Raw genomic sequence first — 24287 nt, 5'->3', positions numbered from 1 at the left:
TCCCATGACCGACCGACGGCTGGCCATCGCCGCGTGGGAGAGCCTCTTCCGAGCGCAGCACGAGGTCTTCGAGGAGATCTCGACCGACTTCGAGGGCACCGAGCTCTCGCAGGCCGAATACGACGTGCTCCTGACCGTCATGCGGTCCCCCGACACGACGGCGCGGCTGCGGACGGTCACCGCGAACATGCTGATCAGCCAGCCGAGCGTCTCGCGGCTCGTGGAGCGCATGGTCTCCCGCGGGCTCCTCACGAAGTGCCCCGACCCGGCCGACGGCCGCGGCACCCTCGTCACCGCCACGGAGGAGGCCTCGGCGCGTTTCCACGCGCTCGCCGCGCGCCACGGCGTGTCGATCGCGTCAAGGATGTCGCGTCTCGACGACGAGGAGCTGGCGCAGCTGCACCGCCTCACCGCGAAGCTCCGCGGGGCGCGCGCGAACCGCACGGAGTAGCCGGTCTTCCCTCGCCGACCGGTACGGATGGCGAGAGAGTCCCCGGCCGGCGGCCGGGACCGCGGTGAATCTCTCGCCATCCGTACGAAGTCTCGCCATCCGTACGCGGGGGAACGTCAGACGATGGATGCGCGCGAGTCGCTGTCGAGGAGCACCACCGTCTCCTCGAGGGTCGCCGGCACCTCCTCCACGTCCGCGGGGATGCCGGCGAGCGCCTCCAGCACGCGGTCACGGAGGGCTGCTGCATCCTCCTGTCCGGCGACGCGGATGTCGCGGCCGCTCAGCATGATCGGCAGATCCGACCGGTCGAGCGCGGCGAACGCCCGCTGCCAGTCGGAGCTGCGCACGAGCACGGCCGTCGCCGCGCCGACGAGGTCGGCGACCTTCCCGCGCCCGACGACCCGCCCCTGCGCGAGCAGCACGAGCCTCGAGCACTGTTCGGCCTCCTGCAGGTAGTGGGTCGTCACGATGACCGCGCGCCCTGCCTCCGCCTGCGCATGGATCGTGTCCCACAGCCGCGCCCGTCCGAGCGGGTCGACACCCGACGTGGGCTCGTCGAGGACGAGGAGCTCCGGCCCGTGGCTGAGCGCGAGCGCGAAGGCCAGCTGCCGCTGCCGCCCCAGCCCGATGTCGGCGACGACGCTCGAGCGCACCTCCCGCAGCGCGGGCGGGAGGTGCGGCGTCGGCACGCCGTAGACGCGCGAGAGGAAGGCGGCGTTCTCCCGCACGCTGAGCGTCGTGTACAGCCCGAGACCCTGCGGCACGTAGCCGAGTCGCCGGCGGGACGCATTGTCCGGCGGGCGGCCGAACAGCGTGACGTCCCCACCGTCGGCGCTCTCGAGTCCGAGCATGATGCGCAGCAGCGTCGTCTTGCCCGCGCCGTTCGCGCCGATGAGTCCGACGATCTCCCCGGGATGCACGTCGAGGCTGACGTCATCCACCGCGGTCGCGCGGCCGAAGCGCTTCACGACGTCGCGGGCCGATGCCGTCGGCGACTTCGGGTCTGCCGGCGGATGCGGCGGAGCGGCGCCGCGGCGAAGGGCGGCGCGCCCGGTCATGGTCGTGTCGACGGTGCCGCCCTCGTCTGACGCGGTCGCGAGCGAGAGGGCGATGAGGGCGTCCTCGAAGTCGGGCTCGATCACGAGGGCCGATCCGGCATCCTCCCCCGGCGGGATCCACACGTGGCGCTCGGTCCCCCGTCGCCACGCGCGCTCCGCGACGCCGGCGTTCGTTGACGACTGATCGAGCCTGCCGACCGATCCGGGGACGGCGGCCAGGATGTGGTCGGGGGTGCCGGAGGCCAGCATCCGTCCGCCCGCGAGGGCGAGTACGGAGGCGGCGCGCTGCGCCTCGTCGAGATACGTCGTCGCCATGACGACCGTCGCGCCCTCCCCCGCCGTCGCCGAGATGAGCCGCCACAGCTCGAGCCGGCTGACCGGGTCGACGCCGGTGCTCGGCTCGTCGAGGAGGACGAGGTCCGGCTCATGGAGGATCGCGAGGACGAATCCGAGCTTCTGCCGCATCCCGCCGGAGAGGTCCTGCCCGAGACGCGTGAGCGCCTCGTCGAGACCGGCCCGCTCGAGCAGGACCCCGGCGCGCGCGCGGATGTCGGCCGTCGACATGCCGTACGACCGCCCGACGAAGTCGACGTTCTCGTCCACGGTGAGTGTCGGCCAGACGCCCGAGGTCGCGGGCTGATAGCCGATCCGCGAGCGGTCGAGCGTGCGGACCTCCCCTGCATCCACCCGCACGCGATTCGCGAGCACGCGCAGCAGGGTCGACTTGCCGGCGCCGTCGCCGCCGACGACGGCCGTCACCTGTCCCGCCGTGGCATCCAGCGTGACGTCGTCGAGCGCCGCGACGTGTCCGAACCGCACGGCGATCCCCTCGACGCCGAGGGCCGCGATGCCGCGCGCATCCATCACGCCGCCGCCTTCTCCGACGACGTCGGCCGCGCCGGCTCGAGGCGCACGGTCTTCTGCCGGACCGGAGAGATGCTGCGGCTCAGGCGCACGACCGCGAGCCCGAAGATCACGATCGCCATGACGCCGAGGATGACGATCGGGAACCACAGCGAATCCCACCCGGCCCCACGGATCATCACGCCCTGAGACACCATCGTGAACCACGTCAGCGGGAGGAGATAGCCGATCCACCGCACGCCCGCGGCCATGGCCGACAGCGGGAAGATCATCCCGGACAGCAGGATCTGCGGCAGCAGGATCATGAACGCGAGCTGGATCGCCTGCCCGGTCGTCTTGGACACCGACGAGATGAGCACGCCGAGCCCCAGCACGACGAAGAGGAACAGGCCCGCGCCGACCGCGAAGATCCATGGACTGCCGTTGAACGGCACGCCGAACAGCAGCAGGCCGAGCGTCGTGATGAGGGCCATGTCGAAGCACGCCAGCAGGAAGTACGGCGTGATCTTGCCGAGCACGACGGCGCTCGCCCGCAGCGGCATCACCGCCAGCTGCTCGAGAGTCCCCGCCTCACGCTCGCGCACGAGGCCGATCGACGTGATGATCGTGCCGATGAAGGTGAGGATGAGGCCGATGATCGCCGGGATCATGACCCACGAGGTCTTGAGGTCGGGGTTGAACAGGATGTCGACCGTCACCTGCGGGACCGGCACCGTCACCCCCTGCGGAGCGGATACCTGCGCCTGGGCGGCCTGGACCGTCAGCTGCTGCTGCACCTGGGCGAAGATCGTCTTCGCCGCCTGCGCCGCGAACAGGTTCGACCCGTCGATGTACACCTCTGCTGTCAGCGGGCTCGACGACGTCGCGTAGATCGCGACATCCGCCTTGTCGTTCTGCAGTTCGGTGGTCGCATCGTCCTTCGTGCCACTCGTGTCGGTCACGACGACGGTCAGGTGGTCCTTGAGCTTGCTGTTGTCGTCGATGAGCTTCGTGACATCCGACGCACTCGGCCCGTACACCGCGACCGTCAGGTTGTCGACGGTGAAGTTCGCGGCGTACCCGAAGATGATCAGCAGCACGAGCGGCATGACGATCAGCAGCGCGAGCGTGCGCCGATCGCGTCGCAGTTCCTGGAACTCCTTGAGCATGATGGCGCGCATGGCATCCTCCTGGGCGCCATAATTCACCGCTTGATGAATTACGTCAAGGGGGTTCAGGACGCGAAGTACGCCTGCACCGTGGGCCCGACGCGGGCGATGAGCACCTCGTTCGACGCCTCAGCGAGCGCCGGCAGCTTCAGCAGATACCGCCCGACCAGGAGCCCCGCGACCTGGGTGGCCACGAGCGCGGCGCGCAGGTCGGCATCCTCCCCGCCCGCGCTGTCCGCGATGCGGCTCAGGAGTTCACGCGAGAGGAAGCCCGCGAGCAGCGGCGTCGCCGCCTTGTTGCCGATCGCGGTGCGGAGGATGACGGTGCCGCGACGGCGGACGTCCGGCTTGTCCCACGCCTCCAGCAGGAACCGCACGAACCGTTCGCCGACCTCGTCGCGCGGCCCCTCGAGGATCTGAGCGACGACGATGTCGGGACGCACCGGCGCCCCGATCACCTCGCCGAACAGGTCGGCCTTCGTGCCGAAGTAGTGGTGGAGGAGCGCCGCATCCACCCCCGCCCGGGCGGCGATCCCGCGCATCGTGGCGCCTTCGTAGCCCTGATCGGAGAACTCCGCGCCGGCGGCCGCGACGATCCGCTGGCGGGTGTCGGTCCGTCCTCGGGGCCGACCCCGGCGCCTCGCGGGTGCGGCGTGTTCGGGCATGCGTTCAGGGTAGCCCCGGTGCGCGCCCACGGGCCGGCGGTGTTCGACCGCGTGCGGTCGTGAGTCCGCTGTCGCCGGCCCTCTGTCGTCGCCGGCTGTCGTCACTGACCCGCTGTCGTCACCGGCCCGTCGTCACTGGCCCGTTGTGACGAGCGCCTCCCCCAGCGGCGTGCGCACGTGCAGCACGCGGGCGCCGTCACGCGTGCTCGCGATGAGCCCCGCATCGCGCAGGACCGTGAGGTGGTGGGACGCGGTCGAGATGGCGAGCCCGGCGTCCGCCGCGACCTGCGATGTCGTGCGCGCGACGTGTGCAGAGAAGAGGATGCCTGCCCGGGCCGGTCCGATGAGGCCGGAGACCGCGTCCTGAGCGGCATCCGCGTCCCGCATCCATCCGGCCGTCACCCCGTGCGCCGGGTAGAAGAGCGTCGGCTGCGCGGGCGGTTCGGTGAGGACCATGCATCCGCTCGTCCCCATCACCGACGGGACCAGCACAAGGCCGCTTCCACGGCAGTCGACCTCCTCGCTGTGCCTGCGGAGCTCGACGCGGACCGAGTCGTCACCCCAGCTCACGGAGGGGTGGATGCCGGCGGCCATCGCGGCGAGTCCGTCCGCCGCCATCGTGCGGGCGCGCACGGCGATGTCGGCGCGCAGGAGCCGCTCGAGCTGCGGCCACACCGGCGCCATGACGGCATCCCACACCTCCGCCCACGCGTCGGCGATGAGCGCGCGGGCCTTCGCGGGGCGCTCTCCCATGCGCCGCAGCGCGTCCTGTCGGGCGCCCGATGAGCGGAGCACCATCTTGCCGAGGTCGACCCGCATGCCGGGAAGCGCCGCGCGGCGGAGGGCGTCGAGCTCATCCGCCGGGGTCCGATCCCAGTGGGGCGTGGCCGTGAGGAAGTCGGGCGTGTAGCCGTCGACGCCGATGACGTGCGCGAGCACGGCGAAGGGCTCGCGCGGGACGCGGTCGCGCATCTGGCGCAGCCAGCCCCACTGCAGCGGATGGCGCTCGGGCAGCATTATCGCGCGCACCGCGTGGATGAGCTCATGGCCCGGGGATACGCCGAACCGCACCGCCTGGATGTCGCCGGGCGACAGCCGGAAGTCGACGTACTTTCGATCCACGTCGAAACTCTACGCGTCATCTACCAGCGGTTGTGGACGTCCTCCGCGAACCCCTCGATGCCGTCGAACTCCACGCCGGCGGGCTCGAAACGGCCCGACCACACGCCGAAGCACTGATCGGTGCGCGACGAGACGACCCCGAGGTTCGTCGCCGAGCGCTTGTCGTAGAAGGGGGTGAAGGATGCGTCGAGCCCGCCGCCGCTGATCCGCCACGGCTTGCGCCAGTTCGCGATGTCGTACGTCCAGCGCAGCTCGTCGTGGATCTTGTGGAGGCGCCCGTCGATCACGATGCCGTTCTCGGTGCTGCCCGTCCCGTCCGTCCACTGCCCGCCGACCTGGATGCCGATGGTCCGGCCGTCCGAGATCCCCGCGCCCGCGCCCCAGTTCCAGCTCACGTCATACGGCCAGCGCCCCCGGCCGTGGTCGAGCGTGGCCCATCCCGTGACGTCGTGGACGGTGCCGTCGACCGTCACGGTGCCGCTCGCCGGGAGCGCGACATCCTTCACCGTGTACTGGTACCGCGTGTCGCTCCAGGGCACGACGACGGCGAGGCACTCGTGGCCCGCGGGTCGCGTCACGGTGATGTCGAAGGAGGCATCCGCGATCTCCGCCCGCAGGCGCGTCGTCCGCGAGGCGCCGCCGGCGCCTGAGCCCGCCGCGGTCCCCAGGCCCGCCGCGGTCCCCGAGCCGTCGCCGGCGCCCGAGCCCGCCGCGGTCCCCGAGCCCATCCCGGCCCCCGAGCCCATCCCGGTCCCCGAGCCGATCCCGGTCCCCGAGCTTGTCGAGGGGTCGCCGCCCGGCGTGATGTCGATCGCGAGGCCCTTCGCGCGGGCGCGGGCGGGGCCTGCATCCAGACGCGGCGGCAGCTCGACGCCCTTCGGCGGGATGACGGTCGCGTTCTTGCTCCACGTGCGTTCGGTCGCACGGTCGAAGACCCATACCTCGTGCACCGCGGCGTAGTCGATCGACGACACCGTGAGGGCGACGATGTGCGTCGGGGTGAGCACGTTCCAGTACTCCCACCGCTTGTTGCGGCCCCATCCGGCGGGGATCCCGCCGGTGTCGACGAGCGGATGCCGCGCGAACCCCACAGCGGCGCGGTTGAGTCGCCCGTTCGGCAGGGTCAGCGGGACGTCGGAGGTGAGCTCGCGCTCGGTCATGCGGTTCCTTCCGGGTCGGGGCGAGGTTCATCCGTCGCGATCTGTTCATCCGTCACGAACCGGGTCCCCAGACGCAGAACGTGACGGATGAAGGCGGGCGGATGCGGATGCCGTGGTGCGGCGGATGCGGCGGCGGCCGCTCGCATCCGGTCGTTGACGGCGCGCACCCGCTCGACCGGGATCTTCACGAAGCGCCGGTCATACGTGACGAGCCCGTTCACCTCGTCCTCGACGTCGGAGAGCTGCGTGTACACCGTGGCGGCGACACCGGCGCTGACCGCCGGGACCAGCTCGCGATCGTGCAGGCGCTCGAAGCCCTCGGCCAGCCGATCGCGCGAGCGGTAGGTCCGGTACCCGTCGACCTTGCCGGAGAACGTGTGTCCGGGAACCCCGAGGCTGTAGCCGCCGTACTCGGTGATCGCGAGCGCGCGCGGGTCGCGGCCGCGCGGCGCGCGCACCGGCCGGAAGTAGATGTGCAGACTGCGCACATCGCCCGCGCGCTGGTCGTGCCACCCGCTCGCGTGGTCGATCGTGCGCGTCGGGTCGAGGTCGCGGACGAGCCCGGCGATGCGAGCGGCGTCGAACTGCCCCCATCCCTCGTTGAACGGCACCCACACCGCGATCGACGGGACGCTGCGCAGGTGCTCGATCATCTCGGCGAGCTCCGCCTCGAAGCGGGCGCGGCCGGCGACATCCCGCCGTCCGAAGCGCGCGTGCTTCGTGTCATCGAGGGACGGCGACGCGAAGGCGGGAGCCGTGACGACGAGCGGGTTGTACGCCCGCCCGCCGTTGACGGCGTCCTGCCACACGAGCATTCCGAGCCGGTCGCAGTGGTGATACCAGCGCAGCGGCTCGACCTTGATGTGCTTGCGCAGCATCGTGTAGCCGGCGCGCTTCGCGAGCCTGATGTCGTACTCGAGCGCGGCATCGCTCGGCGCGGTGTAGCCGCCGTCGGGCCAGTACCCCTGATCGAGGAGCCCGACATGCAGGTACGGCTCGCCGTTGAGGAGCAGCCGCGGCATCCCGTTCACGTCTTCGCCGAGTCCGAACGATCGCATGCCGACGTACGAGGAGACCACGTCATCGCCCAGCCGCACGCGCACGTCGTAGAGGAACGGGTCCTCCGGCGACCATGGGTGCACCGGATCGGGAAGGCGGATGCGGGTCGCCTCCCCGACGGCCGCGTCCCCGGCCGCGATGACCTCGCCATCCGCGAGGACCTCGATCGCGGCCCGCATGCCGCTTTCGGCATACAGGCTCTCGACCATGACGTCGAGGGCGCCCGCGGCGAGTTCCGGCGTCAGGACGAGGCGGTCGACCGCGATCCGCGGGACCGTCTCGAGCCAGACCGTCTGCCAGATGCCGGACTGCGGCGTGTACCAGATGCCGCCGCGGGCGGTCTTCTGCTTCCCGCGCGCGAGCCAGGATGTGTCCGTCACGTCGCGCACCGCGACGACGAGCTCGTGCTCGTCCCCGTCGGCGAGCGCGTCGGTGATGTCGAGGGCGAACGGCAGGTACCCGCCCGTGTGTCCGCCGACCTCGACCCCGTCGACGGCGACGCGACACGACTGGTCGACCGCGCCGAAGTGCAGGATGACGCGCTCACTCGGCTCGGCAACCGTGAATGGGCGCCGGTACCAGAGCGTCTCGTCGACGCGGAGCGCGCGATCGACGCCCGACAGCGCGACCTCGGGAGAGAAGGGGACGACGATCTCGACGTCGAAGCGCGCAGGCGGATGGGTGGGATCGGCGACGGCGAGCGGGTCGTTCTCCCGGAACGGCGTGAACGCGCACGACCAGCGGCCGTTGAGGTTCTGCCAGCGCCCGCGCACGAGTTGGGGGCGCGGGTACTGGGGCAGCGGCGCATCCGGGTCGAGCGCCTCGCCCCACGGGGTGAGGAGGGTCATCGGCATCCTTGCTGACGAGGGGCGCCGTCGGGCCGGCGCGGGTCGTTCGATCCTATGCGGCCCGCATCCCCAGCCCGCTCCCCCTGCACGGTTCAGGACATATCGGCTGCCGTGCCGGATACGCCGCCGGCATCCCGCATGTCCTGAACCGGGTCGCCGAGCCCCTTCAGCGTCTACGCCCCCGCGCGCTTCCAGATCCCGAACGCGTTCGGCAGGTCGGCGACGAACGGCGAGAGCTCCGGGCAGTTGCGGCTGAGCACCGTGCCCATCGTGTTGTCGCGGACCCACGCCATGCCCTCCGGCGTGTACACGTCTTCGGTGAAGGCATCCGTGAAGAAGCGATCGCTGTTCAGGCGGCGCGAGGCCATCAGCACGAAGATCCGGAACGCGGTGTCCGAGAAGGCGAACCCCTCCGGCAGGTCCTCCGACATGACGCCCGGGATGAGGTCGAGGTCCTCGATCTTCCCGTCGTACACTTCGGCGAGCTCCGCGGCCCACTGCGTGTTGCTCGTGACCTCGTCGAACGTCGCAGGCACCGTGAGGTGCAGAAGGCGCCGGAACTCGCAGTACCGCGGCACGCCGAGCTCACGGCAGCGCGTGATGTCGAGCGCCGCCATGTCCATGATCTTCCCGTCCGGGCGCGTGTACATCTGCAGCCCGCGGGGGAAGTTGTGGAGGGTCACGAGGCCCGGATTCATCGTCCCGAACGTGTAGAGCAGGTCGCCGAGCGTGACGGAGCGCAGGATCGGCACCGCGTGCGGCCCGGTGAGCTCGCTGAACTGCTTGGCGCCGAGCGTCGGAGCGTCGTCCGCCGCGGCGCGGAAGTCGAAGTCGTCGGGGATGAGCGGATGCATCCGGTACACGGCGACGAACTCCTCGGTGAGGGCGTACGGCACGCCGTAGTCCTCGGTGTCGGTGCCCGGGATGCCGCGCAGCGCCTCGTTCTTCGAGAACGTCGCGACGAAGTCGTGCAGCTTCTGGCCGGCGAGACCGTACCAGTTGACGTGCAGCGCCTCCGCCGCGGTCGGGTGCGCCGTCACGGCAGGCGTCCACTCGACGGTGTGGATCTTCGCGATGAGCGCGCACACGACGAGCCGCGCCTTCTGGAAGAGGGTCTCGTCGTCGAACTCGGGGTGGGCGGCGGCGAGATGGTCGGCGACCGCGTTGTGCTCGTGCGTGAAGAGCGACTGCATCATCCCGAGGCCCAGCCAGAACCCGGGGACGCGCGTCGGGTCGGCCGCGGGGTCATTCGGGATGGGCGGCAGTCCGTCGACCAGCCGCATCCGCCCGCCCGCGCCTTCGCGCAGAAACATCTGCGATGCACGGTCGTTGCCGTAGATCGACGAACCGTCCCACCAGTGGGTGTTCGTGTTGATCCACGTGCGCGGGCCCGTCGCATCCGGCGGCGTCGTCGCATCGTCGGGCACGCGCATCACCTGCACGGGCGGGTCGGGCCACGTGTCGCCCTCGACCGGGGGCATCACCCACGGGCGGTCGGTGGGGCTCGTCCCGTGCCGGAACCAGTCGTGGATCATGAACTGCAGCCACGACGCGATGATCGCGTTGCCCGCGGTCGCGGGCTTGAGCTCGTCGCGCGTCATGAGCCTGAGGCTGATCTCCCGCGGGTTGGGGATCAGCATCCTGTCGTCGTCGCGATGGGTGTCCTCGATCGGGACGTTGCGGCCGAACCGCGTGTTCGCCATCCCCATCTCGGGGTGCTCGAGGTCGTTCCAGCTGCCGTCCGGGGTCCGTTCGGTGAGGAACCGCTCCTCGAAGGGCGGCGCGGTCGTCGCGTCGACCGCCGGCATCCGGCTCGTGTCGTAGAGATTGTGCTGGCGCAGGGTGTCGCGGATGCCGATCAGCTGCGCCAGGCCGAGGACTTTCGGCAGCTCGTACCACGGCTTCTCGCGCGACCAGTCATCGGTGACGTGGTCGTACCAGCGCTGGAACGCGCCGGGCCGGTCCGGCTTGTCGGCCGTGCTCTCGTAGCCGGGGACGGCTTCTTCGGTCGCGGGTGTGGTCTCGTTCTGGGGATCCATGACGCACTCCTCTTCTCACGAGGAGGGAGCCGGATCCGTGGCCCTTGATACAGCGGAATCGCCACCGTTCAGGACAGGTGCGTCGCCGTGCCGGTTATGTCGTCGACGACCCGCCCGTCCTGATCCGTGGCGCTCAGCACTCGATGACGTTGACGGCGAGACCGCCTTCGCTCGTCTCCTTGTACTTGTGCGACATGTCGATGCCGGTCTGGCGCATCGTCTCGACGACCGTGTCGAGCGAGACATAGTGCGAGCCGTCGCCGCGCAGGGCGAGGCGCGCGGCGGTGACCGCGGTGGACGCCGCGATCGCATTGCGCTCGATGCACGGGATCTGCACGAGCCCGCCCACGGGGTCGCACGTGAGGCCGAGGTGATGCTCCATCGCGATCTCGGCGGCGTTCTCGATCTGCCGGTTCGTGCCGCCCATGACCGCCGTCAGCCCGCCGGCCGCCATCGCGCACGCCGAGCCCACCTCCGCCTGGCAGCCGCCCTCCGCGCCGGAGATCGACGCGTTCGCCTTGAACAGCGACCCGAGCGCCGCAGCGGTCAGGAGGTAGCGACGGATGCCGCGGCGACGGTTCGCCTCCGCGAGCTCGTCCGGGTCGTCGATCGCGCCGACGGCGACGAGCGCCGTCTCCGTTCCGAAGCCGAGCAGGGCCGATCCCACGAGCTCGCCGTACGGGGTGACCGCGTTCTCGGCGCCGAGGCCCGCGTCGGCGAGGAAGCGCCACCAGTACATCGCGACGGCCGGAACGATGCCGGCCGCGCCGTTGGTGGGGGCGGTCACCACCCGCCCTCCGGAGGCGTTCTCCTCGTTCACCGCGAGCGCGAACGCGCCGAGCCACTCGCCGGGGACCTCGCGGTGCCCCTCGGCCTCGCTGGCGTCGAGCTGCTCGCGGATGGCGCCCGCCCGGCGCTTCACCTTCAGCATCCCGGGGAGCACACCGTCGGCGTGGAGGCCCGCGTCGACGCACTGGTACATCGCATCCCAGATCGCGTCGAGGTTCGCCGCGACGTCGGCTTCGCTGCGCTGCGACTCCTCGTTGCGGCGCGCGACCTCGGCGATCGTCCAGCCGTTCTCGTCGCACAGCGCCAGCAGGTCATCGGCGGTCGCGTAGTCGAAGGGGTAGACGTGCGCGTCGAGCCGCGGCGGCTCGCCGTCGCGGCGGATGAAGCCGCCGCCGATCGAGTAGTAGGTCTCGCGCGCCAGGTCGCGGCCGGTCTCGTCGAGCGCGGCGAGCGTCATCGCGTTGGGGTGCCCCGGCAGGCGCGTGCGCGGTGCGAACACGACGTCGTCCTTGGCGAACGCGATGGGATGCGTGCCGTCGAGGAGGAGCTCCTGGTCGTCGGGCCATGCCGTCCACGCCGAGCGCACCGCATCCGGATCCACCGACTCGGGGTGCAGCGCCTGCAGGCCCGCCACGACGGCATCGGGCGTGCCGTGGCCGAGACCGGTCGCGCCCAGAGAGCCGTACAGATCGCACGTCACGCGGGCGACCCGGTCGATCACCCCCTCGGCTCGCAGACGCGCGGCGAAGTCGCCGGCCGCCCGCATCGGACCGACTGTGTGGGAGCTCGAGGGTCCTACACCGATGGAGAACAGCTCGAAGGCCGAGACATAGGCGCTCACCCCTCCAGGCTACCGGCCGCGACGCCCGTCACGGCCGCCCGGCAGGGCCGCGACCAGGACCGGCCGACCCCGCCGCTCGGACGTGCGGTGAACCCCGAGCGGAGACATAGGGATTCCTTGGCGGGCGCAGACGCCGCTGCCCGGAAACGCTCCTAACTTCCTGAATGAAGACCCCCGAAAGGCCGAGATGAACCCTGTCGACACTCCGGACGAAGGCCCGGACCCCACCCAGCCGCTGGAGCCGACCCCGAGTCGGGCCGGACGCAGGAAGGCGTGGTGGCGCCGGCCGATCACGATCGTCAGCGCCGCCGTGGTGATCGTGCTCGTCGGCGGCGGGGTGACCGCGTTCGCGATGAGCCGTCCGCAGGCGCAGGCGCAGCGCACCTACACCGTGTCGACGACGACGCTCGAGCAGACGGTCAGCGCCACCGGGACGCTCGAGCCCGCATCCGAAGCCGACCTCTCGTTCGCGTCCACCGGGACGGTGCAGACCGTCGACGTCAAGGTCGGCGACACCGTCACCGCCGGGCAGACGCTCGCGACCATCGACCCCTCGACCCTCCAGTCCGACCTCGACCTGGCGCAGGCGACCGTCGCCCAGGCGCAGGCGCAGGTGTCCGCCGCATCCGGATCCACCGCGGTGGCGGCCGCGAACGCGCAGCTCGCGTCGGCGAACGCGAAGCTCGCGCTCGCCCAGTCGGCGCTCGCCGGCGCGACGATGACCTCGCCGATCGCGGGGGTCGTGGCATCCGTCAACCTCACCGCGGGGACGACCGAGTCGGGATCGACCGGCTCGACCGGGGCGAGTTCCAGCGCGAGCTCGAACGCATCGCGCGGCGGCGGTACGGGCGGCTCCGGCACCGGCAACACGGGCAGTACGGGGTCCGGCTCCACGACGGCGCAGATCACCGTCATCTCCCCCACCCAGTGGGTCGTCGACGCCTCCGTCGGCAGCAGCGACCTGGCATCGCTGAAGGCCGGCCTGCAGGCGCAGATCACGCCGACCGGCGTGCGCCAGCCCCTCTTCGGCACGGTGCAGACGATCGGCATCGTCGCGACGTCGTCCGGCTCCGGGGCTGCGACCTTCCCCGTGACGATCGCCGTCACCGGCGCCCAGACCGGCCTGTACTCGGGCACCACGGCATCCGTCTCGATCACCGTGAAGCAGCTCGACAACGTGCTCGCCGTGCCGACCTACGCACTGAGCTCGTCCGGCGGCAAGACCACGGTGGTCGTCCAGAAGAACGGCAAGAACACCACCGTGCCGGTGACCGTGGGCCAGGTCTACGGGGCGGAGACCCAGATCATGTCGGGCCTGACCTCCGGGGACGTCATCGTGCTGCCGAGCTTCCTCAGCACCGGCACCACCGGGACGACGGGCACGACCGGCCGCGGCTTCGGCGGCGGCGGGTTCGGCGGGGGCGGCTTCGGGGGCGGCGGCTTCGGCGGAGGCGGAGGAGGCGGCCGCACCGGCGGGGGCGGCACGGGCGGCAACGGCGGAGGCAACGGATGAGCGGCGCCCCGATCATCGAGCTCGACGACGTGCGAAAGACGTACCTCGCGGGGTCCCTCTCGGTCGACGCGCTGCGCGGCATCACCCTTCGCGTCGACGAGGGCGACTACCTCGCCGTCATGGGCCCGTCCGGCTCCGGCAAGTCCACGCTCATGCACATCCTGGGATGCCTCGACGTCCCCACATCCGGCACCTATCTGCTGTCGGGCGAGGATGTCGGCTCCCTCGGTGAGGCTCGCCTCGCCGAGATCCGCAACCGCCGCATCGGATTCGTCTTCCAGCAGTTCAACCTGCTGCCGTCGATGACCGCGTGGCGCAATGTCGAACTGCCGCTCATGTACGCGGGCGTCCACCGCGACGAGCGCAAGGAACGGGCCGTGGCGGCGCTCGAGAGCGTCGGCCTCGGCAATCGCGTCGACCACCGACCCGGGGAGCTCTCCGGCGGCCAGCAGCAGCGCGTGTCGGTCGCGCGCGCGCTCGTCACCGAGCCGAGCCTCCTCCTCGCCGACGAGCCGACCGGAAACCTCGACTCGGCCTCGACGGAGGACATCCTGGGCCTGTTCGACGAACTGCACGCGCAGGGGCGCACGATCGTCGTCATCACGCACGAGCACGAGGTCGCCGCCCGCTCGGCGCGCGCGATGCTCATCCGGGACGGCGAGCTGTACGCAGCGGACCCGATGGACGCCGCGACGACCCACGGCGTGACGGCATGAACGCCGCGGAGACCCTCCGCACCGCGCTCGAGGCGATCCGCTCGCGTCGTCTGCGATCGGCGCTCACGGTGCTGGGCATCCTCATCGGCATCGCCGCCGTCATGCTGACGGTCGGCCTCGGCCAGGGCGCGCAGCAGAAGGTGACCGAGCAGATCGACTCGCTGGGCTCCAACCTCCTGGTCGTGACGCCCGGCAGCACGACGAGCACGACCGGCGTCCGCGGCGGCTTCGGCTCGGCATCGTCCCTCACCTCCGCCGACGCGCAGCTCCTCGCCGATCACACGGTCGCACCCGACATCGCCGCCGTGGCACCCGTCTCACAGGGCCAGCAGCAGCTCGACGCCGGCACCCAGAACTGGACGACCTCCGTCATCGGCACGACCCCCGCGTGGGAGCAGGTCCGCGCACGGACCACGCAGACGGGACGCTTCTTCAGCACGCAGGAACAGGATGCGGCGGCCCGCGTCGCCGTGATCGGCGCCACGACCGCCTCGGAGCTGTTCGGGGCCCGCAACCCGGTGGGCGAGACGGTCATCGTCGGGAGCGTGCCCTTCACGATCATCGGCGAGCTGAACACCGCCGGATCCACGATCGGCGGCGACCAGGACGACGAGCTCGTGATCCCGGCGACCACCTACGCCGCCGCGTTCTCGACATCGGGCGGCGCGACGGTCTCCTCGATCTACGTCGAGGCGGCGAGCCAGGACACGCTGTCCGCGGCCTACCAGGAGGCTTCCAACGCCCTCATGACGAGCCACGGCCAGTCGGCGACCACGGCGGACTTCACGGTGAGCAGCCAGGCATCCCTCGTGCAGACGGCGACCGCGACGACGGCGATCCTGACCGCGCTGCTCGCCGGCATCGCCGCGATCTCGCTGCTCGTCGGCGGCATCGGCGTGATGAACATCATGCTGGTCTCGGTCACCGAGCGCGTCCGGGAGATCGGCCTGCGCAAGGCGCTCGGCGCGACGCCGAACGCGATCCAGCGACAGTTCCTCGTCGAGGCGAGCGTGCTCGGCCTCATCGGCGGCGTGCTCGGCGTCATCGTCGGCGTCGTGTTCGCGCTCATCCTCACCCCCGTGATCGGCATCCCGGTCGCGATCTCGATCCCGGCGGCGCTCGGCGCGCTCGTCGTGTCCCTCGGCATCGGCGTCGTCGCGGGTGTCTACCCCGCCAGGCGCGCTGCGCGCCTCGCCCCCATCGACGCCCTGCGCAGCGAATAGACGCGCAGCGAAGAAGACCTCCAGGAGCAATGACATGAACACTCGCAGACTGGCCCTCGTGGCCCTCGTGGTCGCCGCCGGGCTGGGGCTCGCGGGGTGCGCCGCATCCAACGCCCCCTCTCCCGCGGCCTCAGCGGCGCAGGGGGCGCCGAACGGCGATCAGGGCGGCGGCTTCGGGGGCGGGCAGAACGGGGGCGCTCGCGCATTCCCCGGCACCTCCGGGCTCGTCGCGGCCGTGTCGGGCAGCACCGCGCAGGTGCAGAGCGCCCAGCGTCAGACGGCCGTCACGTGGACCTCGTCGACCACGTTCACCACGCAGGTCGCGGGGTCGACCTCGGACATCGCGGTGGGCGACTGCGTCGTCGCGCGGCCCGCACGCACGGGCACCGGCGGGTCGAGCGGATCGGGCGGATCCGGCGGCTCGGGTGCGACCACGGTCGCTGCGGCCACCATCGCGATCACCACGCCCACGAACGGCTCGTGCACGGCCGGCTTCGGCGGCTTCGGCGGGCAGCGCCCCAGCGGCGCGCCCACACCGCGCCCGAGCACCGGCTCGGGGAACGGCACCGGCGCACCGCGCGGGCTCGGTGGCTTCGGCGCCACCGGGAAGGTCACCTCCGTCGGCTCCGGCTCGTTCGTCGTCTCCATGACGCGCGGCAGCACGACCCGCGACGTGACCGTCACGTTCACCTCGTCGACCACCGTCACCAAGCAGCAGGCGGGGTCCGCCGCGGACGTCGTCGTCGGCACGTGTGTCCTCGCACTCGGGAAGACCGACGACACGGGCGCCCTCACGGCGAACTCCATCGCCGTCAGCCCCGCGGTGAACGGCGCGTGCACGAACGGATTCGGCGGCCGCGGCGGCGGCAACGGATTCGGCGGCGGCAACGGCGGCGGCAACGGCGGCACCGGCGGCCAGGGAACGGGCGGTGCGTGACGATGGCGATCTCCAAGCGCGCGTGGTGGATCGGCGGGGCCGTCGCCGTGGTGGTGGTGGTCGCCGGTGGATCCCTCACCGCGAACGCCCTGTCCGCCGGCGGCGGTGACCTGCGCACAGCGGTCGCCGACACCGGCACGGTCGACCAGACCCTGACCCTCAACGGCACGGTCGCACGCAGCGGCGAGGTGACGGCATCCTTCCCGACCTCCGGGACCGTCACGTCGGTCTCGGTGACGGTCGGCCAGACGGTGCAGGCCGGCCAGAGCATGGCGACGATGGATTCGGCGCCCCTCAACGCCTCCGTCCTGCAAGCGCAGGCACAGCTCGCGCAGGACGAGGAGACCCTCGCGCGCGACCAGACGACGACCGCATCGACGGGATCCGCGGCCTCGAGCAGCGCGTCCGGCCGGAGCACGAGTTCGGCGAGCCGCTCCGGCAGCGGCAGCAGCACGGCGGCCGTCCTCGCGAAGCTGAAGGCGGCGCTGGATGCGTCCACCGCCGCATGCGCGCCGGTTCTGCGCGCGGGGGGACCGACCGACACCGGAATGAAGACCGGATCAGGCGGTGCGGCTGGGGCCGGGGGGACGGGGGATGCCGGCGGCAGCGCCGGCGCATCGGGAGCGCCCGCGCCGACGGCATCCCCCACTGACACCCCGACCGACACGCCCACGCCCACGCCGACCCCGTCGGCGACGTCGTCGAGTTCGTCGTCGACGCCGACCGCGGCCGAGATCACGGCATGCCAGGCGGCGATGGCGACGGCTGACCGCGTGCTCCAGCAGGCCGCATCCGCCGTCCAGCAGGCGCTCGCCTCGGCGAGCCAGGCGGTGTCCTCGGCCGCCCTGCAGTCCGCTGCACGCGGCTCGTCCGGCGGCTCTTCGAGCGGCGGCGCGTCGGGCGGCTCGAGCGCGGAGACGGCGTCGCGGGTCGCCGCCGATCAGGTGTCGATCCTCCAGGACCAGGCGGCAGTCGCCCAGGCGCAGGCGAACCTCGCATCGGACACGCTCACCGCACCGACGAGCGGCACGGTCGCGCGCATCGATCTCGTCCCCGGTCAGACCGCGTCGACGAGCTCGGGCATCGTCATCATCGGTCCGGGCGCAGCGACGGTGACCGTCGAGATCCCCCTGGCGGACATGCCCGTCGTGAAGGCGGGGCTCACCGCCACGGTGACACCCGCAGGGGCGTCCGCCTCCGCCGCCGGGACGGTGACGAGCGTCGACCTCGTACCGGTGTCGTCGTCGAGCACGACGCCGGCGTACCCGGCGCAGATCGAGGTCCCCTCCCCCACCGCCGCGATGGCCGCGGGCTCGGGCACGACGGTCGCGATCGCGATCCGCACCGTCTCCGATGCGGTGCGCATCCCGGCATCGGCCGTGCAGGGCATCACGTCGGGCAGCGGAACGGTCTCGGTCGTCTCGGGTTCCACCACCACGGTCACGCGCGTCGGGGTCGGCGCGGTCGGCGGCGGATGGGCGCAGATCACGAGCGGACTGAAGGCCGGTCAGACCGTGCTCATCGCCGACCCGTCGCAGGCGCTTCCGTCGAACAACACGGTGACAGGCCGCGCAGGACTCGGCGGCGGGCTCGGCGGCGGCAACTTCGTCCGCCGCACCACGGGCGGCTGACGGCCGCACTACGGAGGACGCCGGCGCGAGCGTGCGCGTGTCGGCGTCTCCGCGGCGGATACTGATCATCGGAGGCGCTCATGGTCCCTGACATTCCGCTCTCGAACGGCCTGACGATGCCGCAGCTGGGGCTCGGCGTGTATCTCGTGTCGGACGTCGCCGTGTGCGAGGCGAGCGTCCGGACGGCGCTCGCCGACGGGTACCGGCTCGTCGACACGGCGGTGCTGTATCGGAACGAGCGGGCGGTGGGCCGAGGCATCCGCTCGTCCGACGTCCCGCGTGACGAGATCTTCGTCACGACCAAGGTCTGGCCGTCCGACTACGGACACGACAAGACCCGCGCCTCGATCGCGGGTTCGCTCGAGCGGCTCGACTGCGGACCGATCGACCTCATGCTCCTGCACCAGCCCGTCGGAGACGTGCGCGGAGCGTGGCGGGCGATGGAGGATGCGGTCGGCCAGGGCATCGTGCGCTCCATCGCCGTCAGCAACTTCGGCGTGCCGGACCTGGAGAAGCTGCTGCCGTACGTCCGCATCCCGCCGGTCGTCGACCAGGTCGAGCTGCACCCGCACTGGCAGCAGCCCGATCTGCTGCCGTATCTGTCACAGCACGACATCGTTCCGGAGGCCTGGTACCCGCTCGGCCACGGATCTCGCACGCTGCTCGCCGAACCGGTGATCGCGGCCGCGGCGGTCGCGCACGAGAAGTCGGCCGTGCAGGTGATCCTGCGGTGGCACATGCAGCGGGGCTTCGCGGCCATCCCGAAGTCGACGGACCCCGCGCACATCGCGGCGAACATCGACATCTTCGACTTCGAGCTCACCGCCGGGGAGATGACGGCGATCGACGCCCTCGGAAGGGATCGCGCGATCTTCCGGCCGCCGCGCTGGGCCATGTCGGTCGTCATGCCGCTCATGCGCGCGCGACCGCTCCCGTAGGCGTCGTCCCGCGGGCGCCGCCCCGGCTACCGTTCGTACAGCGTGATGAGACTGCGATACGTGCGCAGGCTGATGCCCGTCGGGTGGTACCCGATCGCCTCCAGGTCGCGCACCCCGAACATGTCGGCGGGTCCCGTCGCGGGCACGTATTCGATCATCCACACCCGATCGATGCCCGCGAATCGGCCTTGGGCCGCGGCATCCCGCAGCCGATAGGTGACGTCGTGCCACGAGATGTCGTCCTGATACGGCGTCTGCAGCGCGACGTCGATCGTGCCGGCGAAGGCGGCGGGGTATCCGTGCATCGCCTGGCGCGGAAGACGGGACGCCCGCGCGGACTCGTCGAAGACGACGCCGTCACCCGGGTTCGCGTTCGCGTCGATGGTCGCCGCGATCTCGGCGAAGTCCGAGTCGTTCTTCGCGTACGGCGTGCGCTGCGACACGTAGGTCGGCACGACAGCGACGAGGACGAGGATGCCGGCCGCCGCAGCCGCCCATCGGCGCAGAGCGAGCAGGTCGTCGATGCCGCACGCGATGAGGATCGCGGCGGCGGGCGCGCAGAACGACACGTACCGCCCGGTGAAGTCCGGGACGACCGAACTCATCACCACGAGGATCACGGTGGGCGTCAGCAGCCACAGGATGGCGAGGACCGTGAGCGAGACGCGGCCGCTCTCCGCGGCGGACGGGTCGCCGACCCATCGGCGGCGGGCCGCGAAGGCGACGGCCACGACGATGAGCGCCCACGCGACGACGGCGAACGGCCAGTCGCCGAACCACAGGCCGCTGAAGAGCGTCGGGGGCGACAGCTGGTCGGAGGCCCCGAGATAGGCGACCTGGTGGTGCTCGAGGAGCGCGAAGAGGATCACCGGGGCGGCGAGCAGCAGACCGCCGCCGGCGGCGATCGCCCACGCGCGCACGACCGGCCGGGACGCCTTCGTCACGAGGAGGACCGCGGCGTGGACGACGAGGAACAGCCCCACGTAGAGGAAGACGCAGACGCCGATCGCGAGGAGGATGCCGTAGGCCGTCCACAGGGTCCGCGCGGACCCGCGCCTCCCGATCGCCACGACGAAGAGGTAGGTCAGCCACGCGGCGATCGCCGCGGAGAACGCGAACGACCGGGCCTCCTCGCCCATGTAGGTGAGGCGCGGAAGGATCGCGCAGACGAGCCCGGCGATGACGGCCGTGCGGCGCGACCGGAGGCGATCGGCCAGCAGCACGACTGCCGCGGTCGCGAGCCCCACGGCGATCGCACTCGGAAACCGGACGGCGAAGGGGCTGAATCCGAAGACCGCACCCCAGAGATGAAGGCCTGCGTAATAGGTGCCGTGCACCGCATCCACGTGCTGGAGCATCGTGAGCAGCGACGGCAGCGTGCGCTGTGCCGACATGATGCTCGTGACCTCGTCGCTCCACAGCGACGGGATCCACGAGCCCGCCGCAGCGACGACGGTGGCGAGCATGCCGAGGAGGACGGCGACGACGGACCGCGACCGCAGACCGCTCGCATCCCTCAGACGCGTCGGTGTCGTCAGAGTGAGCGACACGGAAGCACCGCCCCTCCCGATCAGTGGCCGCGTTCGGTCACTCTCACCCCTCGAGATGACCGCCCAGCAAAGAGCATGTTGCCGTTGTGTATGCGGAACCTGTACGTCTCGGCTCGCCGTCCCGCGTTCAGTGCGCCGTTTTCGGAGTTCGTTCCCCGATTGGGCTATTCACACCGTATGCTCCCGCCATGGGGATCTTCCGCTTGATCGCGGTGCTCATCGTGGTGCTGCACGGTGGACACGTGCGGCACCACAGCCACTAGCGCGGTGGTCACCACCACCAGGAGCGGCCGCGGAGCATGTCGCCGAAGTCCTCGGGCGATCCCGGATGACCGGTGCGCGACCCTAGGTAGCTGTCCACGACGGCGCGTCCGAGGTCGTCGAGCTCGGGGGCGAGGACCGTGCCCTGAGCGCGGTGCGCGAGCGCGTCGATGAACCGCGCGAGGTCGGGGTCCTCGCCGAGCCGGAAGAACGTCGTCTGCGCACCGAGCCGCTGCACGTTGTCGAGTTCGCGGACCGTCACGGCCACGGTGTACGGGTCGGGCGGGTAGGCGAAGTAGACGTGGCCGTCCGGCTCGAGGTGCGAGGTCGGTTCGCCGTCGGTGACGATCAGCAGCACCGGCTGGGCAGTGGGATGGCGCCGGAAGTGGCGCTGCGCGAGGAGGAGCGCGTGGTGGAGGTTCGTGCCCTTGTCCCACACGGCGTCGCGCGCAGTGAGCTCCTCGATGTCGATGACCTCGGCGTGCCGGGAGAACGCGATGAGCTGCAGCTTGTCGCCGCGGAAGCGCGTGGAGATGAGGTGGTGGAGCGCCAGCGCGGTGCGCTTCATCGGCACCCAGCGGCCGTCCATCGCCATCGAGAACGAGGTGTCGACGAGGAGCGCCACCGCGGCCGACGTGCGCTGCTCGGTCTCGACGACCTCGACATCACGGGTGTCGAGCCGCACGCCCGATGACGCGTCGCCGCCGTCCGCGATCGTGCGCAGGACGGCGTTGGATACGGTACGCGGGATGTCCCACGGCTCGGTGTCGCCGTACGCCCATTCGCGCGTCGCGCCGGTGCGGTCGCCCGCAGCGCCGGCGAGCCGCGTCTCGCGCGCACCTGTCCGTCCCGACGACCGGGTGGCCATGTCGCGCAGGAGGGCGCGACCGAGCTGCCGCATGGCGCGGGGCGTGAGGCGCAGCGCCCCGTCGGAGGCGCGCTGCAGCATCCCCGTGTCCTTCAGCTCCTGTTCGAGGTCGCGGAGCGCTCGCGCGCTGACGGCCGCATCGTCGCCGACGAGCCGGGCGAGCGTGTCGATGTCGATGTCGTCCATCCGCGCGCCGGGGTACGCCTGGCTCAGCTGATCGGTCAGCGAGTCGAGGTCGGACAGGTCCTGCATGATGCCGGTCGCCTCGCCGAGTCCGGCGGGCTCATCGCCGGAGAAGGATGCGGACCCCGACCAGTCCTCATCGGGCCGCAGCGACCGCAGGTTGTCGTCCAGACGCGAGAGGGACTGCATGAGCTCCGGAGAGCCGAACGCCTGTGCGGCGAGCTCCATGAGCTCCTCGCGCTGCTCCGGCGTCATCGAGTTCAGCATCCGGTTCGCGGCGGCGGAGCGCTGCGCGAGCGTGTCCAGCAGCTCGTCGAGGTTCTGCGGGTTCTCCGGGAACTGGGCGCCGTGCTTGCGCATGAACTCGTCGAAGTCCTCCTGCGTGTCCTCGCCGAGGCGGCGCTTCTCGAGCAGGTCGTTGAGATCGCCGAGCATGTCGCGGATCGCCTGGCGGTCGGCATCCGACGCGTTCTCGAGCGCGTTCTTCATCCCGGCGAATCGCTGGTCGAGGAGCTCCCGGCCGAGCAGCTCCTTGATGCGTTCGTAGTCGGACCGCGCGCTCGGGCTCTTCCACTCGTAGTCGGCGAGATCGTTGACGGCAGCGGCCGTGCTCGATGGCAGATTCTCGAGGCGCATCTCCGCGAATGCGCGCTCGTCGTCATCGAGGTCGACATCGTTCGCGAGCCGCTTGCGCTCCTCGAGCACGGCGTGGTCCAAGAGCCGGCGGACCTCCTCGAGGGTTCCGTCCAGGCGGTGCCTGCTCATGAGCTCGGCCCTGCGCTCGCGCACGCGGCGCGCGAGGTCGTCGAGGCCCTCGCGGTCACGGCTGCCACGTCGCAGGTATTCGCGCAGCGCGCGCTCGGCCGAGGTGCCGGCCATCACGTCGGCGCCGATCGCTTCGAGCGCGGACTGCACCGGCACCGGCGGCGCGAGCGGATCGCCGCCGGAGTACTTCCCGTACCGCGCCGACGGCGCCCGGTGGAAGCTGCGGGCCATCAGCGGATCCCGTCATCCATAGACCGTCTCCCCACCCGCGCTCTCCTTGCCGATGTGGCGTTCGAGGTACAGCTCCTCGAGGAGCAGCTCGAGGGCGCCGGCCCGCTCCCCCGGCGTGCGGGCGCCGAGGCGTGCGGCGACCTCGTCGTACAGGTCGGATTCCCCGAGCACCGGCATCGCCGCGAGCACGTCCGCGGCGGCGACCTGCTCTCCCGTCGCGACCGTCGCACCCTCGGTCAGCGCCTCGACGAGCAGGCGCGCATCGAGTCCGCCGAGGTGCGCGCGGGCGGTCGCCGCGACGGCGGTGCGCAGCAGGTGGTCGAGGATGGCGCGCTCGCGCCCCTCCTCGCCGGTCTCGAACTCGATCTTGCCGCCCAGGACCTCGACCGCGGTCTCTAGGTCGACCGGGCGGGCCACGGCCTCCGGCTCGTGCTGACGCGTCGCACGGTGGAGGGCGGCGGCGGCGATCGTCTCCGCGCCGGCGATCGCGAAACGCGCCGAGACGCCGGCCCGCTGGTCGACGGCGTCCGATTCGCGGAGGTTGCGCGTGAACCGCGCGAGGATCTCGAGCAGATGCGCCGGCACGTCCGCGACGAGGTCGGCCTCCTGGCGGATGATGTCGACCTCCTCCTCGATGGTCTGGGGGTAGTGCGTGCGGATCTCGGCGCCGAAGCGGTCCTGCAGCGGCGTGATGATACGGCCGCGGTTCGTGTAGTCCTCGGGGTTCGCGGTCGCGACGACGAGGACGTCGAGGTCGAGCCGCAAGACGTACCCGCGGATCTGGATGTCGCGCTCCTCCATCACGTTCAGCAGCGACACCTGGATGCGCTCGGCGAGATCGGGCAGTTCGTTGATCGCGACGATCCCGCGGTGGCTGCGCGGCACGAGGCCGTAGTGGATCGTCTCCGGGTCGCCGAGCGAGCGGCCCTCGGCGACGCGGATCGGGTCGACATCCCCGATGAGGTCGGCGACCGAGGTGTCGGGGGTGGCGAGCTTCTCCGCATACCGCTCGGAGCGGTGGCGCCACGCGACGGGGAGGTCGTCGCCGAGTTCGGCCGCACGGCGGATGGATGCCGGGGTGATCGGATGGAAAGGGTGCTCGCCGAGCTCCGACCCGTCGATGACCGGCGTCCATTCGTCGAGGAGGCCGCCGAGACTGCGGAGGAGCCGCGTCTTCCCCTGCCCGCGCTCGCCGAGCAGGACGACATCGTGGCCGGCGAGCAGCGCGCGCTCGAGCTGCGGGATGACCGTGTCGTCGAAGCCGTGGATCCCGGGCCACGGATCGCGCCCCTCGGCGAGCGCGGCGAGCAGGTTCTCGCGGATCTCGAGGCGCAGGGGGCGGTGGACGTGCCCCGATGCGCGCAGCTGGCCGGTGGTGACGATCGCGGGAGGCGGCGTGGTCATGACGAGAGGCTACGTCCGCCAGC

The 24287-nt window shown here is 71.5% G+C and carries 18 protein-coding genes; 7 read left to right on the top strand and 11 right to left on the bottom strand.

Features of this window, described 5'->3' with window-relative positions:
* Window positions 1-4 precede the first annotated feature (4 nt).
* Window positions 5-451 (top strand): MarR family winged helix-turn-helix transcriptional regulator, encoded by a 447-nt coding sequence (locus QSV35_RS06055; protein ID WP_286287687.1) that lies wholly within the window; start codon window positions 5-7, stop codon window positions 449-451.
* A gap of 116 nt (window positions 452-567) precedes the next feature.
* On the opposite strand, the gene QSV35_RS06050 is transcribed toward QSV35_RS06055, so the two are convergent.
* The 8 genes from QSV35_RS06050 to QSV35_RS06015 form a co-directional block, all read right to left on the bottom strand.
* Complete coding sequence (locus QSV35_RS06050; protein ID WP_286287826.1) at window positions 568-2373, bottom strand: ATP-binding cassette domain-containing protein; 1806 nt, start codon at window positions 2371-2373, stop codon at window positions 568-570.
* Window positions 2373-3533, bottom strand: a complete 1161-nt coding sequence (locus QSV35_RS06045) for an ABC transporter permease (RefSeq protein ID WP_286287685.1) — start codon at window positions 3531-3533, stop codon at window positions 2373-2375. Before QSV35_RS06045 ends, QSV35_RS06050 begins: the two co-directional genes overlap by 1 nt.
* 53 nt (window positions 3534-3586) lie before the next feature.
* Window positions 3587-4186 (bottom strand): TetR/AcrR family transcriptional regulator, encoded by a 600-nt coding sequence (locus tag QSV35_RS06040; protein WP_286287683.1) that lies wholly within the window; start codon window positions 4184-4186, stop codon window positions 3587-3589.
* Between the two features lie 132 nt (window positions 4187-4318).
* Window positions 4319-5308, bottom strand: a complete 990-nt coding sequence (locus QSV35_RS06035; RefSeq protein ID WP_286287682.1) for an ArsR/SmtB family transcription factor — start codon at window positions 5306-5308, stop codon at window positions 4319-4321.
* A gap of 20 nt (window positions 5309-5328) precedes the next feature.
* Window positions 5329-6468: a DUF2804 domain-containing protein gene (locus tag QSV35_RS06030; protein WP_286287680.1), complete on the bottom strand. Its 1140-nt coding sequence runs from the start codon at window positions 6466-6468 to the stop codon at window positions 5329-5331.
* Entirely contained in the window at window positions 6465-8375 is a 1911-nt protein-coding gene (locus tag QSV35_RS06025; protein WP_286287678.1) for a glycoside hydrolase family 2 protein, read from the bottom strand. Before QSV35_RS06025 ends, QSV35_RS06030 begins: the two co-directional genes overlap by 4 nt.
* A 173-nt stretch (window positions 8376-8548) precedes the next feature.
* Window positions 8549-10414: a peroxidase family protein gene (locus QSV35_RS06020; protein ID WP_286287677.1), complete on the bottom strand. Its 1866-nt coding sequence runs from the start codon at window positions 10412-10414 to the stop codon at window positions 8549-8551.
* A gap of 133 nt (window positions 10415-10547) precedes the next feature.
* A complete protein-coding gene (locus QSV35_RS06015) occupies window positions 10548-12044 on the bottom strand; it encodes an L-serine ammonia-lyase, iron-sulfur-dependent, subunit alpha (protein WP_286287675.1) in 1497 nt (498 codons plus the stop codon).
* Between the two features lie 187 nt (window positions 12045-12231).
* Here QSV35_RS06015 and QSV35_RS06010 point away from each other — a divergent pair, with 187 nt between their 5' ends.
* The 6 genes from QSV35_RS06010 (at window position 12232) to QSV35_RS05985 (ending at window position 19002) form a co-directional block, all read left to right on the top strand.
* The gene (locus QSV35_RS06010; protein ID WP_286287673.1) at window positions 12232-13557 is read left to right on the top strand and encodes an efflux RND transporter periplasmic adaptor subunit; all 1326 of its coding nucleotides are present in this window, start codon (window positions 12232-12234) and stop codon (window positions 13555-13557) included.
* Window positions 13554-14273: an ABC transporter ATP-binding protein gene (locus QSV35_RS06005; protein WP_286287671.1), complete on the top strand. Its 720-nt coding sequence runs from the start codon at window positions 13554-13556 to the stop codon at window positions 14271-14273. Before QSV35_RS06010 ends, QSV35_RS06005 begins: the two co-directional genes overlap by 4 nt.
* The gene (locus QSV35_RS06000) at window positions 14270-15496 is read left to right on the top strand and encodes an ABC transporter permease (RefSeq protein ID WP_286287668.1); all 1227 of its coding nucleotides are present in this window, start codon (window positions 14270-14272) and stop codon (window positions 15494-15496) included. Before QSV35_RS06005 ends, QSV35_RS06000 begins: the two co-directional genes overlap by 4 nt.
* Window positions 15497-15530: 34 nt before the next feature.
* Window positions 15531-16433: a DUF5666 domain-containing protein gene (locus tag QSV35_RS05995; RefSeq protein ID WP_286287666.1), complete on the top strand. Its 903-nt coding sequence runs from the start codon at window positions 15531-15533 to the stop codon at window positions 16431-16433.
* Window positions 16430-18064, top strand: a complete 1635-nt coding sequence (locus tag QSV35_RS05990; protein ID WP_474098896.1) for an efflux RND transporter periplasmic adaptor subunit — start codon at window positions 16430-16432, stop codon at window positions 18062-18064. Before QSV35_RS05995 ends, QSV35_RS05990 begins: the two co-directional genes overlap by 4 nt.
* A gap of 80 nt (window positions 18065-18144) precedes the next feature.
* Complete coding sequence (locus tag QSV35_RS05985) at window positions 18145-19002, top strand: aldo/keto reductase (protein ID WP_286287664.1); 858 nt, start codon at window positions 18145-18147, stop codon at window positions 19000-19002.
* 26 nt (window positions 19003-19028) lie between these two features.
* Here QSV35_RS05985 and QSV35_RS05980 read toward each other — a convergent pair whose 3' ends face one another.
* From QSV35_RS05980 to QSV35_RS05970, 3 genes are all read right to left on the bottom strand, one after another.
* Window positions 19029-20552 (bottom strand): glycosyltransferase family 39 protein, encoded by a 1524-nt coding sequence (locus QSV35_RS05980; RefSeq protein ID WP_286287662.1) that lies wholly within the window; start codon window positions 20550-20552, stop codon window positions 19029-19031.
* A gap of 271 nt (window positions 20553-20823) precedes the next feature.
* Window positions 20824-22860: a vWA domain-containing protein gene (locus QSV35_RS05975; RefSeq protein ID WP_286287660.1), complete on the bottom strand. Its 2037-nt coding sequence runs from the start codon at window positions 22858-22860 to the stop codon at window positions 20824-20826.
* 12 nt (window positions 22861-22872) lie between these two features.
* Window positions 22873-24264, bottom strand: coding sequence for a sigma 54-interacting transcriptional regulator (locus QSV35_RS05970; protein WP_286287657.1), 1392 nt, complete (start codon window positions 24262-24264; stop codon window positions 22873-22875).
* Window positions 24265-24287: the final 23 nt, after the last annotated feature.

Origin of the sequence: Microbacterium candidum (genome assembly GCF_030315975.1) — a bacterium.
In the GTDB taxonomy this organism is placed as follows: Bacteria; Actinomycetota; Actinomycetes; order Actinomycetales; family Microbacteriaceae; genus Microbacterium; species Microbacterium candidum.
The sequence above is the reverse complement of the archived record's forward strand: the minus strand, read 5'-3'. Positions and strand labels throughout refer to the sequence as shown.

Coding starts and splice junctions, on each gene's coding strand:
- QSV35_RS06055 (WP_286287687.1), top strand. CDS start 5: ATGACCGACCGACGGCTGGCCATCGCCGCGTGGGAGAGCCTCTTCCGA.
- QSV35_RS06050 (WP_286287826.1), bottom strand. CDS start 2,373: ATGGATGCGCGCGGCATCGCGGCCCTCGGCGTCGAGGGGATCGCCGTG.
- QSV35_RS06045 (WP_286287685.1), bottom strand. CDS start 3,533: ATGCGCGCCATCATGCTCAAGGAGTTCCAGGAACTGCGACGCGATCGG.
- QSV35_RS06040 (WP_286287683.1), bottom strand. CDS start 4,186: ATGCCCGAACACGCCGCACCCGCGAGGCGCCGGGGTCGGCCCCGAGGA.
- QSV35_RS06030 (WP_286287680.1), bottom strand. CDS start 6,468: ATGACCGAGCGCGAGCTCACCTCCGACGTCCCGCTGACCCTGCCGAAC.
- QSV35_RS06025 (WP_286287678.1), bottom strand. CDS start 8,375: ATGACCCTCCTCACCCCGTGGGGCGAGGCGCTCGACCCGGATGCGCCG.
- QSV35_RS06020 (WP_286287677.1), bottom strand. CDS start 10,414: ATGGATCCCCAGAACGAGACCACACCCGCGACCGAAGAAGCCGTCCCC.
- QSV35_RS06010 (WP_286287673.1), top strand. CDS start 12,232: ATGAACCCTGTCGACACTCCGGACGAAGGCCCGGACCCCACCCAGCCG.
- QSV35_RS06005 (WP_286287671.1), top strand. CDS start 13,554: ATGAGCGGCGCCCCGATCATCGAGCTCGACGACGTGCGAAAGACGTAC.
- QSV35_RS06000 (WP_286287668.1), top strand. CDS start 14,270: ATGAACGCCGCGGAGACCCTCCGCACCGCGCTCGAGGCGATCCGCTCG.
- QSV35_RS05995 (WP_286287666.1), top strand. CDS start 15,531: ATGAACACTCGCAGACTGGCCCTCGTGGCCCTCGTGGTCGCCGCCGGG.
- QSV35_RS05985 (WP_286287664.1), top strand. CDS start 18,145: ATGGTCCCTGACATTCCGCTCTCGAACGGCCTGACGATGCCGCAGCTG.
- QSV35_RS05975 (WP_286287660.1), bottom strand. CDS start 22,860: ATGGCCCGCAGCTTCCACCGGGCGCCGTCGGCGCGGTACGGGAAGTAC.
- QSV35_RS05970 (WP_286287657.1), bottom strand. CDS start 24,264: ATGACCACGCCGCCTCCCGCGATCGTCACCACCGGCCAGCTGCGCGCA.